The organism is Rhodococcus sp. AG1013 (assembly GCF_003350365.1).
Taxonomy (GTDB): Bacteria; Actinomycetota; Actinomycetes; order Mycobacteriales; family Mycobacteriaceae; genus Prescottella.
The window spans coordinates 147597-162281 of record NZ_QQAT01000005.1; the positions used below are offsets into that span (position 1 = coordinate 147597).

General features: G+C 67.5%; 15 protein-coding genes. 8 read left to right on the forward strand and 7 right to left on the reverse strand.

What is annotated here, in order from left to right; all coding sequences use genetic code 11:
- A partial coding sequence (rsmG, locus tag DEU38_RS09245; RefSeq protein WP_114720468.1) for a 16S rRNA (guanine(527)-N(7))-methyltransferase RsmG occupies positions 1 to 549 on the reverse strand: 549 nt, incomplete at its 3' end.
- Between the two features lie 761 nt (positions 550 to 1310).
- Here rsmG (DEU38_RS09245) and DEU38_RS09250 point away from each other — a divergent pair.
- The gene (locus DEU38_RS09250) at positions 1311 to 2261 is read left to right on the forward strand and encodes a triacylglycerol lipase (protein ID WP_258557756.1); all 951 of its coding nucleotides are present in this window, start codon (positions 1311 to 1313) and stop codon (positions 2259 to 2261) included.
- 49 nt (positions 2262 to 2310) lie between these two features.
- Here DEU38_RS09250 and rsmG (DEU38_RS09255) read toward each other — a convergent pair whose 3' ends face one another.
- The 6 genes from rsmG (DEU38_RS09255) to rpmH form a co-directional block, all read right to left on the reverse strand.
- Positions 2311 to 2997, reverse strand: a complete 687-nt coding sequence (rsmG, locus tag DEU38_RS09255) for a 16S rRNA (guanine(527)-N(7))-methyltransferase RsmG (protein ID WP_114720470.1) — start codon at positions 2995 to 2997, stop codon at positions 2311 to 2313.
- A 102-nt stretch (positions 2998 to 3099) separates the two neighbouring features.
- Entirely contained in the window at positions 3100 to 3663 is a 564-nt protein-coding gene (locus tag DEU38_RS09260) for a protein jag (RefSeq protein WP_114720267.1), read from the reverse strand.
- A 20-nt stretch (positions 3664 to 3683) separates the two neighbouring features.
- Positions 3684 to 4787 (reverse strand): membrane protein insertase YidC, encoded by a 1104-nt coding sequence (gene yidC / locus DEU38_RS09265; RefSeq protein WP_114720269.1) that lies wholly within the window; start codon positions 4785 to 4787, stop codon positions 3684 to 3686.
- Between the two features lie 75 nt (positions 4788 to 4862).
- Positions 4863 to 5204: a membrane protein insertion efficiency factor YidD gene (gene yidD, locus DEU38_RS09270; RefSeq protein ID WP_114720271.1), complete on the reverse strand. Its 342-nt coding sequence runs from the start codon at positions 5202 to 5204 to the stop codon at positions 4863 to 4865.
- Entirely contained in the window at positions 5201 to 5578 is a 378-nt protein-coding gene (gene rnpA / locus DEU38_RS09275) for a ribonuclease P protein component (RefSeq protein WP_114720273.1), read from the reverse strand. The genes yidD and rnpA overlap by 4 nt, the downstream gene beginning before the upstream one ends.
- Positions 5579 to 5605: 27 nt before the next feature.
- The gene (rpmH, locus tag DEU38_RS09280; protein ID WP_005516618.1) at positions 5606 to 5749 is read right to left on the reverse strand and encodes a 50S ribosomal protein L34; all 144 of its coding nucleotides are present in this window, start codon (positions 5747 to 5749) and stop codon (positions 5606 to 5608) included.
- A gap of 663 nt (positions 5750 to 6412) precedes the next feature.
- Here rpmH and dnaA point away from each other — a divergent pair.
- The 7 genes from dnaA to DEU38_RS09315 all read left to right on the forward strand — a co-directional run bounded on the left by dnaA (position 6413) and on the right by DEU38_RS09315 (position 14665).
- Positions 6413 to 8002, forward strand: coding sequence for a chromosomal replication initiator protein DnaA (dnaA, locus tag DEU38_RS09285; protein WP_114720275.1), 1590 nt, complete (start codon positions 6413 to 6415; stop codon positions 8000 to 8002).
- Between the two features lie 570 nt (positions 8003 to 8572).
- Positions 8573 to 9757: a DNA polymerase III subunit beta gene (gene dnaN, locus DEU38_RS09290; RefSeq protein ID WP_114720277.1), complete on the forward strand. Its 1185-nt coding sequence runs from the start codon at positions 8573 to 8575 to the stop codon at positions 9755 to 9757.
- A gap of 67 nt (positions 9758 to 9824) precedes the next feature.
- Positions 9825 to 10730, forward strand: a complete 906-nt coding sequence (gene gnd / locus DEU38_RS09295) for a phosphogluconate dehydrogenase (NAD(+)-dependent, decarboxylating) (RefSeq protein WP_114720472.1) — start codon at positions 9825 to 9827, stop codon at positions 10728 to 10730.
- Complete coding sequence (recF, locus tag DEU38_RS09300; RefSeq protein ID WP_114720279.1) at positions 10730 to 11956, forward strand: DNA replication/repair protein RecF; 1227 nt, start codon at positions 10730 to 10732, stop codon at positions 11954 to 11956. Before gnd ends, recF begins: the two co-directional genes overlap by 1 nt.
- Positions 11953 to 12516, forward strand: coding sequence for a DUF721 family protein (locus tag DEU38_RS09305; RefSeq protein WP_114720281.1), 564 nt, complete (start codon positions 11953 to 11955; stop codon positions 12514 to 12516). The genes recF and DEU38_RS09305 overlap by 4 nt, the downstream gene beginning before the upstream one ends.
- A 119-nt stretch (positions 12517 to 12635) precedes the next feature.
- The gene (locus DEU38_RS09310; RefSeq protein WP_114720474.1) at positions 12636 to 13547 is read left to right on the forward strand and encodes a metal-dependent hydrolase; all 912 of its coding nucleotides are present in this window, start codon (positions 12636 to 12638) and stop codon (positions 13545 to 13547) included.
- Positions 13544 to 14665, forward strand: a complete 1122-nt coding sequence (locus tag DEU38_RS09315) for a PDR/VanB family oxidoreductase (RefSeq protein WP_114720283.1) — start codon at positions 13544 to 13546, stop codon at positions 14663 to 14665. The genes DEU38_RS09310 and DEU38_RS09315 overlap by 4 nt, the downstream gene beginning before the upstream one ends.
- Positions 14666 to 14685: the final 20 nt, after the last annotated feature.

The following is a 14685-nucleotide window of genomic DNA, read 5'->3' on the forward strand; positions in this document are numbered from 1 at the left end:
CCGGGAAATCTCCTCCGCCGCACTCGAACCCTTCAACGCCAACATCCTCCCACCCACACGCACCAACGGCAGCGACCACCGCGCCAACCGCTCCAACGGCGCCACCGCCCGCGACGTCACCACATCGGCGCCGCCGACCTCTTTCACCACGCCCGTCTGTTCCGCGCGCCCCCGGACCACGGTGACGTTCGACAGCCCCACCGAATCCACGAACTCCTGCAAATACACCGACCGACGCAACAACGGCTCCACCAACGTCACCCGCACATCCGGCCGCGCAATCGCCAACGGAATCCCCGGCAAACCCGCACCCGACCCCACATCGACCACCGACTCACCAGCCCCCACCAACTCACCCAACACCCCACAATTGAGCACATGCCGCACCCACAACCGCGGCACCTCACGCGGACCGATCAACCCCCGCACCACACCATCCGACGCCAACGACGCGTGATACGCCTCCGCCAACGACGCCCGCTCACCAAACACCCGAGCCACCGCACCGACAACATCCCACTGCTCATCAACCAGTTCCACGTGAAACATCCTCCCCAACCCACCACCACAACAACAAACTCTGGCACCAGTTCTCGACACCACGACCAAAGTGGGGGAGGGGGGCGGACACGTCGCCGCGCGCCGGATGCTCGACGCCGGCCAGCCCAGTTCCCTGACTCGACCGCATGGACGGCGGCCATGTTCCACGTGGAACAGTGCCGCGCCGCCGTTTCACGTGGAACACCGCGAAGCCGGCCCGGCGACACCCGCCCCCTCGACGATGATCCGGGCCCGACGTGCGCCGCTCGGGGCACGCCGGCAGGCGGCCCAGCCTGGTGGCACGACATCACTTCGGTCGCGGACGGCGCACGGCCCCCAGCGACCTGGTGACGCATCGGGTCGCCTCCTGCGAGAGCCCTGCGATCGACGCCCGGATGATTCACGTGAAACATCGCCACCGTGACCAGTCCGCACGCCCCAACGGGAGCGGGATCGACGAGAGCTGAGCCGCACGCTCCGCGGTCACCACACCGATCGACCTCCGCGCACCCGTGAGGGGCGCCGCGCGGATCGGATTCGAAGCCCCGAGATCCGCCAAACCCCGAACCCGCTGTCACAGTGACGAAATGAGCCGGTATGACCGGGTGGGGGCTCACGCCAGCACTGTCGCCCATATCCGACAAATCGGCTCTTCTGTTGCCGCGCAGCATGATTCACCTGAAACAACGCGGAATCGCGGCTTTCGTGACGCTCACCGCCTCGCTCGCGTAGCGTTCCGGCACATAGGGACGCGATCAGGGGGCGGCGGGATGGCAATCGGTAAGAGAATCCGCATGGGGTGGCGGGCCGCGGTCGTAGCGGCGGTACTTGCCATCGGCTCGGCTCTGTCGACGGGACCGGCCGGCGCCGAGCCGTTCCCGGTGCCGTACAACCTCTTCGTCCAGGACGAGTTCACCAACCCCGGCGGCTCGGCCGCCGGATCCAACGACTGGTCCTGCCGGCCGACCCCGGAACACCCGAACCCCGTGGTGCTCGTGCACGGCACCGGAGCCAATCGACTCAACATGTGGACCACGTTCGCGCCGCTGCTCGCCAACGAGGGCTACTGCGTCTTCGCGCTGACATTCGGCAACTACGCCGATCAGCCCTATCCGGTCAGCGCGATCGGGGGCATGGCGCGCGCGGAGGACAGCGCGGCCCAGATCGGTGACTTCGTGGACGAGGTGCTCGCAGCGACCGGCGCGGCACGTGTGGACATCCTGGGTATCTCGCAGGGATCGGTCGTGCCCAACTACTTCGTCAAGTACCTCGGCGGCGCAGCCAAGGTCGACAAGTACGTCTCACTCGGTCCGGCTTGGAACGGCAGTGCACTCACCGGACCGGACGGTGGCGCAACGATTCTCGGTCTCGGCACCGACGACGCCCGTGGAGTGCTGCCATTTTGCCAGGCGTGTCTCCAGTTCCTGCCTGCATCGCAGTTCATCGCGAAACTGCACGCCGGTGGCCTGTATGCGCCGGGGGTGACCTACACCAACATCATGACCCGCTACGACGAACTGATCCTGCCGTACACGAGCGGCTATGTGGAGGCACCGAACGCGACCAACATCGTGGTGCAGGACGGCTGCCCGTCGGACTTCTCGGACCACCTGGCGCTCGCGGCATCCCGCGTCGCGGCCGGCCACGTGCTCAATGCGCTGGATCCGGCGCATCCGCGGCCGGTGCCGTGCGTGTTCGTCGCGCCGTTCGTCGGCGGCTGATCGGAACCGTCCCGCACCATCCCTCGGTGGGGAGGGGAGTGGTCCGGTGTCAGTTGCGGTGACCGCGATGCCGATGGTGCGCGACTCGTTCCGCGCTCACCACGATCGTCGGCACCGGCAACACGTCGCCGCCGCACTCGACGACTTCGAGCTTCCCGGCACCCAGCCGCGCCAGCACGGCACGGTCGCGGGAAATCTCCTCCGCCGCACTCGAACCCTTCAACGCCAACATCCTCCCACCCACACGCACCAACGGCAGCGACCACCGCGCCAACCGCTCCAACGGCGCCACCGCCCGCGACGTCACCACATCGGCGCCGCCGACCTCTTTCACCACGCCCGTCTGTTCCGCGCGCCCCCGGACCACGGTGACGTTCGACAGCCCCACCGAATCCACGAACTCCTGCAAATACACCGACCGACGCAACAACGGCTCCACCAACGTCACCCGCACATCCGGCCGCGCAATCGCCAACGGAATCCCCGGCAAACCCGCACCCGACCCCACATCGACCACCGACTCACCAGCCCCCACCAACTCACCCAACACCCCACAATTGAGCACATGCCGCACCCACAACCGCGGCACCTCACGCGGACCGATCAACCCCCGCACCACACCATCCGACGCCAACGACGCGTGATACGCCTCCGCCAACGACGCCCGCTCACCAAACACCCGAGCCACCGCACCGACAACATCCCACTGCTCATCAACCAGTTCCACGTGAAACATCCTCCCCAACCCACCACCACAACAACAAGAGAAAGGCCGAGGGGATCTCAGTCCTGGAACTGAGATCCCCTCGGCCTCTGCACCGACGTCAGCCGGGTGCGATCAGTCCTTCAGCACGACCACGCGACGGTTGGGCTCGGCGCCCTCGCTCTCGCTGGACACACCGTCGACCTTGGCGACGGCGTCGTGCACGATCTTGCGCTCGAACGGCGTCATCGGGGTGAGTTCCTCGCGCTCGCCCGAAGCCAGGACACGCTCCGCCGCGGCCTTGCCGAGCTCGCTCAGCTCTGCGCGACGTCCGGCACGCCAGCCGGCGACGTCGAGCATGAGCCGGCTGCGAACACCGGTGGACTGCTGGACCGCGAGACGCGTCAGCTCCTGGAGGGCGTCGAGCACCTCGCCCTTGCGGCCGACCAGCTTCGACAGATCGTCGCCGCCGTCGATGCTCACGACCGCACGGTCGCCCTCGACGTCGAGATCGATGTCGCCGTCGAAGTCCAGGACGTCGAGCAACTGCTCGAGGTAATCGCCGGCGATCTCGCCTTCCTCGATCAGTTCGTCCTCGGTGTCGGTGTCCGCGTCCGTGTCCACGTTCTGCGTCTCGAGTACCACGTCTGTGCCCTCCCTGTTCTCACCGGCCCGGGCGGTGTCCTGCTCACTGGTCATGGTCGTTCTCTTTCTGGAGGTCAGCGCCGCTTGCGCTTGTTGCTCTTGGGGCGGTTCGCTGCCGGCCGCGGTTTCGGCTTGGGGCGCTGCTGCCCGGTCGATCCACCACCCGATCCGGTTCGTTCGTCAGCCGACGACTCTCCGGTCTCCGACGTCCCCGCATCGGTGGACTCGGCGTCGACGACCGGGGAGGACGGGGCGGCCTTCTTCTTCTTGTCGAGCGACGGACGTGCACCCGGCTTCGGCGCATTGTCGGCACGACGCTCGAGCGCGGCCTGCTTCTTGGCGTCCTCCTCCGCGTCGATCTTGCGGAAGACGAGGTGCTGCTGCGCGTAGGTCCAGATGTTGTTCGACACCCAGTACAGGAGGATGGCGATCATCAGGAACGGGCCACCGACGAGCACGCCGAGCGGGAACACCCACAGCGCGAGCTTGTTCATGATCGCGGACTGCGGGTTGGCTGCCGCGGCGGCGCTCTGACGCGCGACCGAGGCGCGCGAGTTGAAGTGCGTCGCGACGGACGCGATGATCATCAGCGGAACCGCGACGGCGGCGATGTTCGCGACCGTCGGCACAGTGCCGTAGGCGCCGAACGACTCGAGCGTCTCCTTCGGCATCGTGATGTAGGACGAAATCGGGGCACCGAACAGACGGGCACTCAGGAACGACTGGACGTCGGTGGCGCTGAACCAATAGTTCGCGGTGTTGGCGTTCTCCTCGACCGACATGCCGAGACCGCCGTAGCCGGTACCGGTGCGGTTGAACGAGCGCAGGACGTGGAACAGGCCGATGAACACCGGCGCCTGCAGCAGCACCGGCAGACAGCCCATGACGGGGTTGAAGCCGTGTTCCTTCTGCAGCTTCTGCATCTCCAGGGCCATCCGCTGGCGGTCCTTGGAGTACTTCTTCTGCAGCGCCTTGATCTGCGGCTGCAGCTCCTGCATCTGCCGCGTGGTGCGCACCTGCTTCACGAACGGCTTGTAGAGGATGGCGCGCAGCGTGAAGACCAGGAACATGACGGACAGCGCCCAGGCGATGCCGTTGTCGTCGCCGAGAACGGCGCCGAACACCTTGTGCCAGACCCACAGGATCCCGGACACCGGATAGTAAATGATGTCGAGCACGGCTCTAAGTACTCCTCTGTTCGTCCACGTTCACCACACCGTGGTGTTGGGCAAGTATCGGGCGAGCGCGGCGCATCATTCCTGGCTCGCATGGTGGTGGATGTGTCGTCCTCGACGTTCCGGGACGGGATCCCACCCACCAGGGTGCCAGGGCGCGCACTTCACAATCCGCACGACAGTGAGCGCCGAACCCTTCACCGCACCGTGGGTGCGTAGCGCGTCGACCGCGTACTCGCTGCAGGTCGGTGTGAACCGACAGGTCGGCAGGCGGAGTGGGGACACATAGGTTCGGTACAGCTCGATGAGGAAGATCAGGACGCGCGCGGGAAAGCGTCGCAGCGTCGTCCAGAGGGTACCCGCGAACGACGAAGAGCGCGGACCGGAATCGGTCCGCGCCTCATCGAGTTCGCTACTCATGCCGGATCACCTTCGTCAGCCAGCAGATCCATCTTTCGGAGCACGGACCGCAGCTGCTTGTCGAGTTCCCGGGAAGTCGCGGTCGCCGAACCAGGCAACGCGCGAATCACAACGTCGGTGTCGACGGGAACGGTCTCGACCAACCCGGCACAGATATGACGAAACCGGCGGGCGACTCGATGTCGAATCACCGCCGGCCCGACAGCCTTGCTGACGACGAGCCCGAAACGGGGACCGTCGATACTCACCAGGGTGTCGGTCGAGCCACGCTCGAGAGCGTGGACGACCAGATCTCGTCTACCCATTCGACGTCCGCCACGCACCGTCGCGGAGAAATCCGAGCGACGACGCAGGCGGTACGGCTCAGGTAACACCCCGAGCTCCTGAAGTCGGTATCGAAATCAGGCGGTGAGCTCGGCGCGGCCCTTACGGCGACGCGCCGACACGATTGCACGACCCGCACGGGTCCGCATACGAAGACGGAAGCCGTGAACGCGCGCGCGGCGGCGATTGTTCGGCTGGAACGTCCGCTTGCCCTTGGCCACGGTCAACACTCCTCGAAGCTCGGTGACGCCGGTCGGCGTCGGTCTAACATTTCAAATGGAAAATCCGGTGATCACACGAGAGCACTGGGGCGCGACCTCTGGCCAGCGCACATCCTCCACCATCGGGTGACTGTTCGAGGGTACTGATCGCCACAGGCAAGGTCAAACCGGATCGGTCTCGAGACCTCGAGAGATCCTCGACCGGGATCCGCGGCGGGGCCGAACGCGCCAATTGCGTGGAATCGCCATGCAGGAACCGACCGATTGTTACCGTCCCTGCATGGCACAGCCGAAGCCCGGATGCTCGCGTCGCACCGCGGATCTCGCCCGCTGCGAATCAGCCTTCCCCCTGCGACGCTCGAGAATCGGGACTGTAAGGCAACTAACATCACCACGCGCGGCCCGTGTCGACGCCGGCAGTGCCGGCACTTCCTCCGCCTGAGCGCATACCACCAGGTGACAGCCTCGAGCATTCGGTACGCGCCGAATGCCGAGTGGACGAACCCCGCACTCGAGCGTTGTCCACATCTGTGGATAATTGTGTGGAAACACAGCTCGGGTGGCATATTCGTTGCCCAGTAAGGGGTCCAGCCTCACCGGGGGGAGCTCAACCGACAACCACGGCGACGGGCCGTTCAGGCCCGCATACGGGGAGGACACACAGTGAACGACGATCCGAACGCCTTGGCGAATGTCTGGCGCGACGTCGTTGCAGAACTGACCTCCGATGCCGGGGACGGCGCAGCACTCACCAAGGCACAGAAGGCGTGGCTCGCACTCGTCAAGCCGCTCACGTACGCACAGGGTTTCGCGTTGCTGTCGGTGCCGTCGCCGCTGGCGCAGGAAGCGATCGAACGCGATCTGCGGGAGCCGATCCTGCGGGCCCTCAACCTCCATCTGGGGCAGAAGGTCGAGGGGCTGGGTGTGCGCATCGCCGCACCGTCCGAGGACGCCGACACCCTCGGCGAGCCCCTGAGCAGCAACGACATCGACTCCGCGCCCCGCGCGAACGAGCGTGTCGGGTCCACCGATTTCGCCGACGCCGGGTCGGGCGCGCACCGCCGACGCCATCTCGCGATGGGCGCCGCCGACCCCGTTCCGACGGACCTCGCCGAGCACGAGGAGGTCGACGACGACCGCGAGGCGCTGGCCAGCGTCCACGAGTCCTGGCCGTCGTACTTCACCAAGCCGCCGACGAGCACTGCGACGGCGTCGTCGGGTGGCAACAGCCTCAACGCGAAGTACACGTTCGACACGTTCGTCATCGGCGCCTCCAACCGGTTCGCGCACGCCGCGGCCGTCGCGATCGCCGAGGCACCGGCCCGCGCCTACAATCCCCTGTTCATCTGGGGCGCGTCCGGCCTGGGCAAGACGCACCTGCTGCACGCCGCCGGCCACTATGCGCAGCGTCTGTTCCCCGGCATGCGGGTCAAGTACGTCTCCACCGAGGAGTTCACGAACGACTTCATCAACAGTCTTCGTGACGACCGCAAGGTCGCCTTCAAGCGGCGGTACCGCGAGACCGACATCCTGCTCGTCGACGACATCCAGTTCATCGAGGGCAAGGAAGGTATCCAGGAAGAGTTCTTCCACACCTTCAACACCCTGCACAACGCGAACAAGCAGATCGTGGTGTCCTCGGACCGCCCGCCCAAGCAGCTCGCGACGCTCGAGGAGCGGCTGCGGACCCGCTTCGAGTGGGGTCTGATCACCGACGTCCAGCCGCCCGAACTCGAGACGCGGATCGCGATCCTGTCGAAGAAGGCGCGGATGGACCGTCTGGATGTTCCGCACGATGTTCTCGAGTTGATCGCCAGCCGGATCGAACGCAACATCCGCGAACTCGAGGGGGCGCTCATCCGTGTGACGGCGTTCGCGTCGCTCAACCGGCAGGCGCTGGACCTCAAGCTCGCCGAGGTGGTGCTCCGGGACCTGATGCCCGATTCGGCGGCACTCGAGATCAACGCGGCGACGATCATGGCGGTGACCGCCGAGTACTTCAACACGTCGATCGACGACCTGTGCGGCCCCGGCAAGGCCCGACCGCTCGCGCAGGCCCGCCAGATCGCCATGTACCTGTGCCGCGAGCTCACCGACCTGTCGCTGCCCAAGATCGGCCAGACGTTCGGCAGGGACCACACCACGGTCATGTACGCGGACAAGAAGATCCGCAAGGAGATGACCGAGCGGCGCAAGGTCTACGACCAGGTGCAGGAGCTCACCGCTCGCATCAAGCAGCGCTCCAAGAGCTGACCAGAACCGACAAGAACCGACACAGCCGGACCGTCTCGAGAACGGCACCGCCGCACGATCCACCGACATCCGCACGGATTCTGCCGTGCGGATGTCGTGCTTCCGGGGTGACTCGAGACACGAATCCGAAAGAATTCACACCTGTGGATAGGTGTGTGTATAAGGTGTAATCGTTGTGGACAACTGTGGGACAACTTCGAACTGTCTCGAGGTATCCACAACCGCGCCCGATTCGTCCTCGAGTACGTCCTCGAGAAGTCCCCATGCCTCGAGTACCGGGGACCAGCGACTTCGAGTGTCCATCCACAGATTCCACAGTGCCTATTACTGAGATTGAAGTCTTCTCGAGAGAAGTTCTTTGAAAACAGGCCCTGTGAACATCCGGGCGAACCCGACTGTTCACAGCCCGCCTCGAGGTGTCTCGAGGCGCCGGCGCCCGCTTTTCAACACGACCTCCGAACGCATACGGTGTCCTCTGGCCGCTGTGTCAGACTGCTAGCGCAGCCTCTGCAGCCTTCGTGCGCAGCTGCTGCAGATACGTCCGTGCCTACCGAGAGGAACACCCGAGCGATGGAGCTTGGAAGTATGAAGTTTCGCGTTGCTCGGGAGGACTTCGCCGACTCCGTCGCATGGGTCGCGCGCAGTCTGCCTTCGCGGCCGCCGGTGCCCGTCCTCGGTGGCGTGCTGCTCGGTGCGGACGAGCAGGGACTGACCGTCTCCGGTTTCGACTACGAGGTCTCGGCGCAGGTGCGCGTCTCGGCCGAGGTCACCACCACCGGTCAGGTCCTCGTGTCCGGCAAGCTCCTCGCCGACATCACCCGGGCCCTGCCCAACAAGCCCGTCGACGTCACCGTCGACGGCACCCGCGTGCTGATCACGTGCGGCAGCGCCAAGTTCTCGCTGCCCACCATGCCCGTCGAGGACTACCCGCAGCTGCCGACGCTGCCGCAGCAGACCGGTTCGGTGCCGGTGGATCTGTTCTCCGAGGCCATCAGCCAGGTCGCCGTCGCGGCCGGCAAGGACGACACCCTCCCGATGCTCACCGGCATCCGCGTCGAGATCGAGGGCACCAACGTCGTGCTCGCGGCCACCGACCGTTTCCGGTTGGCCGTCCGTCAGCTCGAGTGGATGCCCACCGCGGGCGAGACCTCCGCCGCGGTCCTGGTGCCCGCCAAGACGCTGTCCGAGTCCGCGAAGACGCTGGGCGGCAACACCCTCGCGCCCGTCGAGCTCGCGCTCGGTTCCGGGGCATCGGTCGGTTCGGAGGGCATGCTCGGCATCGTCGCCGACGGCCGCCGCACCACCACCCGCCTGCTCGATGCCGAGTTCCCCAAGTTCCGCCAGCTGCTGCCGGCCGAGCACACCGCGATGGCCACGGTCGAGGTGGCACCGCTGGTCGAGGCGATCAAGCGTGTCGCCCTGGTCGCCGAGCGCGGCGCGCAGGTGCGGCTCGAGTTCAACGCCGACGGTCTGCTGCTGTCCGCCGGTGGCGACGATGCCGGCCGCGCCGAGGAGTCGCTCGAGGCCGACTTCCAGGGTGAGCCGCTGATCATCGCGTTCAACCCCGGCTACCTCATCGACGGCCTCTCGTCGCTGCACTCGGAGCGCGTGCTGTTCGGCTTCACCACGCCCAGCCGCCCCGCAGTGCTGCGCCCGGCCGGCGAGGAAGCGCCCGAGCGCGGCGAGTCCGGTGCGTTCCCGGCGCCGGAGAGCGACTACACGTACCTGTTGATGCCGGTTCGACTGCCGGGCTGATCCCCGCGTCGCAGCCGACGCCCCGCGGGCCCCGCTCGAATCACCACTAGTGGAGGGACATCTCACGATGCAGCTCGGACTGGTCGGACTCGGCAAGATGGGCTTCAACATGCGCGCGCGTCTGCGTGACCGCGGGCACGACGTGGTCGGCTACGACCCGCGGCCCGAGGTGAGCGACGTCTCCTCGCTCGCCGAGTTGGCGTCGCGCCTGTCCGGTCCCCGCGTGGTGTGGGTGATGGTGCCTGCCGGCGAGATCACCCGCCGCACCGTGGCGGACCTGGCGACGGTACTCGAGTCCGGTGATCTGGTGATCGACGGCGGGAACTCCCGCCACACCGACGATCGGATGCACGCGGATCTGCTCGAGTCCCACGGCATCGGATACCTGGATTGTGGTGTCTCCGGCGGTATCTGGGGTCTCGACGAGGGCTACGGCCTCATGGTGGGCGGCTCGGACGCCGACGTGGCCCGGGCGATGCCGATCTTCGACGCGCTGCGTCCCGACGGCGACCGGGCCGGCGGATTCGTCCATGCGGGACCGGTCGGTGCCGGTCACTACGCCAAGATGGTCCACAACGGCGTCGAGTACGGGCTGATGCAGGCGTACGCCGAGGGCTACGAACTGCTCGAGGCCGAGGACCTGATCACCGACGTGCCCGGCGTGCTGCAGGCCTGGACGCACGGCACTGTCGTCCGGTCGTGGCTGCTCGACCTGCTGGTGAAGGCGCTCGCCGAGGACCCCGGTTTCGCCGAGATCTCCGGGTACACAGAGGATTCCGGCGAGGGGCGCTGGACGGTCCAGGAGGCACTGGACCACGCGGTCCCCGCGCCGGTGATCTCCGCCGCGCTGTTCGCACGGTTCGCGTCGCGTCAGACCGATTCCCCGGCCATGAAAGCCGTGTCGGCGCTGCGGAACCAGTTCGGCGGGCATGCCGTGCGGGCTGCGGATTCGGGAACGGCGACCCGAGGCTAGTGTTCGTCCGCAAGTTCTCCCTCCGCGATTTCCGGTCGTGGGACGCCGTGACCGTCGGTCTCGAGCCCGGTGCCACCGTGTTCGTCGGCCGCAACGGGCACGGCAAGACCAACCTGCTCGAGGCGCTGGGGTATCTGTCGACGCTGTCGTCGCACCGGGTGTCGGCCGATGCCCCGCTGATCCGGGCGGGCGCCGCCCAGGCGTACGCGGGGGCGATCGTGGTCAACCACGGCCGTGAGCTGGGCATCGACATCGAGATCAACGACGGTAAGGCCAACCGGGCCCGGATCAACCAGTCTCCGGTCCGCCGACCGCGGGAGATCGTCGGGATCCTGCAGACGGTGTTGTTCGCGCCCGAGGACCTGTCCCTCGTCCGTGGCGATCCGGGTGACCGCCGACGATTCCTCGACGAACTGCTGACCTCGCGGATCCCGCGGATGGCCGCGGTGCGTGCCGACTACGACAAGGTACTGCGCCAACGGTCGGCTCTGCTCAAGACCGCGGGTGGTGCGCTGCGCCGCGGGTCCAGATCGACCGACGGTGCGAGCGCTCTTGCCACACTTGATGTCTGGGACGGGCATCTCGCGGTGCACGGCGCCCAACTGCTCGAGGCGCGGCTGCGTCTGGTGCACGACCTCGCCCCGCACCTGGTGACGTCGTACCGCTCGCTGGCCCCCGAGTCGCGGCCGGCGTCGGTGCGCTATCGCAGCAGTCTCGGTACCTCGCTTCCTCCCGAATTGTTGGATCCGACAAGGGAACCCGAACGTGAGGACGTGGAACTGCTCGAGGCGAGCTTTCTGCACGAGCTGTCGGTGATGCGGCAGCGGGAGATCGAACGCGGGGTGTGCCTGGTAGGCCCGCACCGCGACGACCTCGAGCTGTATCTCGGCGACCAGCCCGCGAAAGGCTTTGCCAGCCATGGTGAATCGTGGTCGTTCGCGCTGTCGATGCGACTGGGCGCGTTCTTCCTGCTGCGTGACGACGGCAGCGACCCGGTCCTGATGCTCGACGACGTGTTCGCCGAGCTGGACCGCAAGCGCCGGACCGCGCTCGCGGGCGTGGCGGCCGAGGCAGAGCAGGTGCTCATCACCGCCGCGGTGGCCGAGGACGTGCCGGACGAGCTGTCCGCGACCCGCTTCGGGGTGCAGGCGCACGACACCGAGCGGGGCCGGATCTCGCAGATCACCGCGCTCGGCCGGATCACCACGACGGGAGGCGAACTATGACCGACGAGCAGCCCGAGACCCAGTCCGGTCCGCAGCCGGAGCTCAAGGGCATCGACCTGGCCCGGCGGGCGCTCGAGGAGGCGCGCGCCGCGGCCAAGGCCAACGGCAAGGCCGTCGGACAGGGGCGGTCGTCGCCGCGCGGCGGCGGCATCCGGGCGTTGCGGTCTCGCCGTCGGAAGAGCTGGTCGGGGGCCGGACCGGACGACCGCGATCCGCAGCCGTTCGGTGCGCTCGCCGGCGCCATCGCCAAGCAGCGCGGCTGGTCGCCGCGGGTATCCGAGGGCACCGTGATGGGCCGCTGGGTCGACGTCGTGGGCGCGGACATCGCGGCGCACGCCGAGCCGACCGGTCTGCGGGAGGGCGTTCTCAGCGTGTCGGCGGAGTCGACGGCGTGGGCGACGCAGCTGCGGATGATGCAGTCGCAGATCCTCGCGAAGATCGCGGCGGCCGTCGGGCACGGTGTCGTGAAGTCGCTGCGGATCACCGGTCCCACCGCTCCTAGCTGGAGAAAGGGCGATCGGCACATTTCCGGTCGGGGCCCGCGGGACACCTACGGCTGAGCCCTAGGTTTACCTATAACGCCGTGTTACAGTTACGCCACTTCGTCGAGTGAGTGAACTGGGTCACGATGCTGCCGTGGTGCGGCGGACGGGATCCGCGTCAGTACCTGGGAGTGGTCATGTCCGTAACGCACACCGCGCATACGCCCGCCACCGCGGAGCCGGAGCACATCCTTCTGCAGGCCCGCAACGTCGAGTTCGACTGGTCCGACCTGCCGATGCACTGGATTCCCGGTGACCCGTTCAGCACCCACGTGCTCAACGTCCTGCACCTGCTGCTGCCGGCGGGCGAGGAGTGGTTCGTCGAGACGTACAAGGAGGCCCTGCCCCTCATCGAGGACGACAGGCTCCGCGAGGACGTCGTCGGATTCATCGGCCAGGAGGCGATGCACGCGGGCGCTCACACCGGCGTACTCGAGCACCTGCGGGCGAACGGCCTGGATCCGACGCCCTACACCGAACAGATGCACTGGGCGTTCCGGAAGCTGCTCGGCCCCAGGCCGCTCACCGGTCGCCGCGCCGAGAACCACCTCATCGAGCGTCTCGCGATCATCGCGGCCGTCGAACACATCACCGCGTTCCTGGGGGACTGGGTGCTCAACGCCGACGGGCTCGACCGCGCCGGCATCCACCCGACGATGCTGGATCTGCTGCGCTGGCACGGCGCCGAGGAGGTGGAGCACCGCTCGGTCGCCTACGACGTGATGCGTTACTTCGACAAGCGCGAGTCGCGCCGGATCCGCACCCAGCTGATCGCGACACCGATGATCGTGTGGCTGTGGGTGCGCGGCACCCGCTTCCTGATGCGCAACGATCCCGAACTCGCGAACTGGGCACCGAGCCGTCGCCGTCCGCGGATGTCCGACTTCGTCGCCGCCGGCCGACGTGGAACCCTGCCCACCGCAACGGAACTCGGCAAAAGGATGTCGACCTACTTCCGTCGTGACTACCACCCGGGCAAGGAGGGCTCCACGGCCCAGGCCGTGGCCTACCTGGCGTCCTCCCCGGCGGCGCGGGCGGCCTCGCGGTGAAACTGCCCCGCGTGCGCGACCTGCTCACCGCTCACGAGGCCCTCACCCGACCGGCGCCGCCGGCCGACCTGCAGGGCCGTGACCGTCCCGACCGTGCCATGACGATCGTCGAGGCCGTCGCGGACAAGTACCTGCGCGTGCTCACCGCGTACGACTACGACCCGGCCGTGGCGGGTCACAACCCGGACACCGCGATGACGCTCGTCGTCACCGAGCGCACGATCGTCGCCGAGGACGAGAACGTCGCGGCCCTGACGTTCGCGGCCGTGGACGGCGGTGACGTGCCGACGTGGCAACCGGGCTGTCACCTCGACTTCCATCTGCCGTCGGGCCGGCGACGCCAGTACTCGCTGTGCGGAGACCCGGCCGATCGCCGGCACTATCGCATCGCGGTCCGCTCGATTCCCGACGGTGGGGGCGGGTCGACCGAGATGCACGGGCTGACCCCGGGCACCACCGTCACGGTGCGCGGTCCGCGTAACGGCTTCCCGTTCGTCCCCGAGGGCGCGGCCCTTTTCGTCGCCGGCGGTATCGGCATCACGCCGATCATCGCGATGGTGCGTGCCGCACGGGAGGCCGGAATGGACTGGCAGTTCGTCTATTCCGGGCGTTCACGCGAGTCCATGCCGTTCCTCGAGGAGATCGCGTCGTGGGAGGCGGATCGGGTGTTCGTCCGCCCCGACGACGAGTTCGGCCTGCCCACCACGACCGACCTGCTGGGCCGCGCACCGGCGGGGGGAGCGGTGTACTGCTGCGGTCCCACCCCGATGCTCGACGCCGTCCGCGGCGGCTTCGCCACCTCGGGTGCCAAGGCGCTGCACTTCGAACGGTTCGGCGCGCCACCGGTTCTCGACGGCCAGCCGTTCGAGGTGCAGTTGGTGAGCACCGGGGAGGTGCTGGATGTGCCGGCCGACGAATCGGCGCTCGAGGTGATCCGGGAACGACTGCCCGGTGTCGGCTACTCGTGCCGGCAGGGGTTCTGCGGCACGTGCCGGGTGCGGGTGCTGTCGGGGACACCGGACCACCGCGAATCGCGTCTGACACCCGAGGAACAGCAGGACCAGATGCTGATCTGTGTCTCCCGCGCCGACGGCGGACGCCTCATCCTCGATCTCTGATCCGTGAGCCGAAAGGCTTG

What these genes read in the sequence shown, in the direction of transcription:
- DEU38_RS09250 (WP_258557756.1), top strand. Translation starts at nt 1,311, where the DNA reads ATGGCAATCGGTAAGAGAATCCGCATGGGGTGGCGGGCCGCGGTCGTA.
- rsmG (WP_114720470.1), bottom strand. Translation starts at nt 2,997, where the DNA reads ATGTTTCACGTGGAACTGGTTGATGAGCAGTGGGATGTTGTCGGTGCG.
- DEU38_RS09260 (WP_114720267.1), bottom strand. Translation starts at nt 3,663, where the DNA reads ATGACCAGTGAGCAGGACACCGCCCGGGCCGGTGAGAACAGGGAGGGC.
- yidD (WP_114720271.1), bottom strand. Translation starts at nt 5,204, where the DNA reads ATGAGTAGCGAACTCGATGAGGCGCGGACCGATTCCGGTCCGCGCTCT.
- dnaN (WP_114720277.1), top strand. Translation starts at nt 8,573, where the DNA reads ATGGAGCTTGGAAGTATGAAGTTTCGCGTTGCTCGGGAGGACTTCGCC.
- gnd (WP_114720472.1), top strand. Translation starts at nt 9,825, where the DNA reads ATGCAGCTCGGACTGGTCGGACTCGGCAAGATGGGCTTCAACATGCGC.
- DEU38_RS09305 (WP_114720281.1), top strand. Translation starts at nt 11,953, where the DNA reads ATGACCGACGAGCAGCCCGAGACCCAGTCCGGTCCGCAGCCGGAGCTC.
- DEU38_RS09310 (WP_114720474.1), top strand. Translation starts at nt 12,636, where the DNA reads ATGTCCGTAACGCACACCGCGCATACGCCCGCCACCGCGGAGCCGGAG.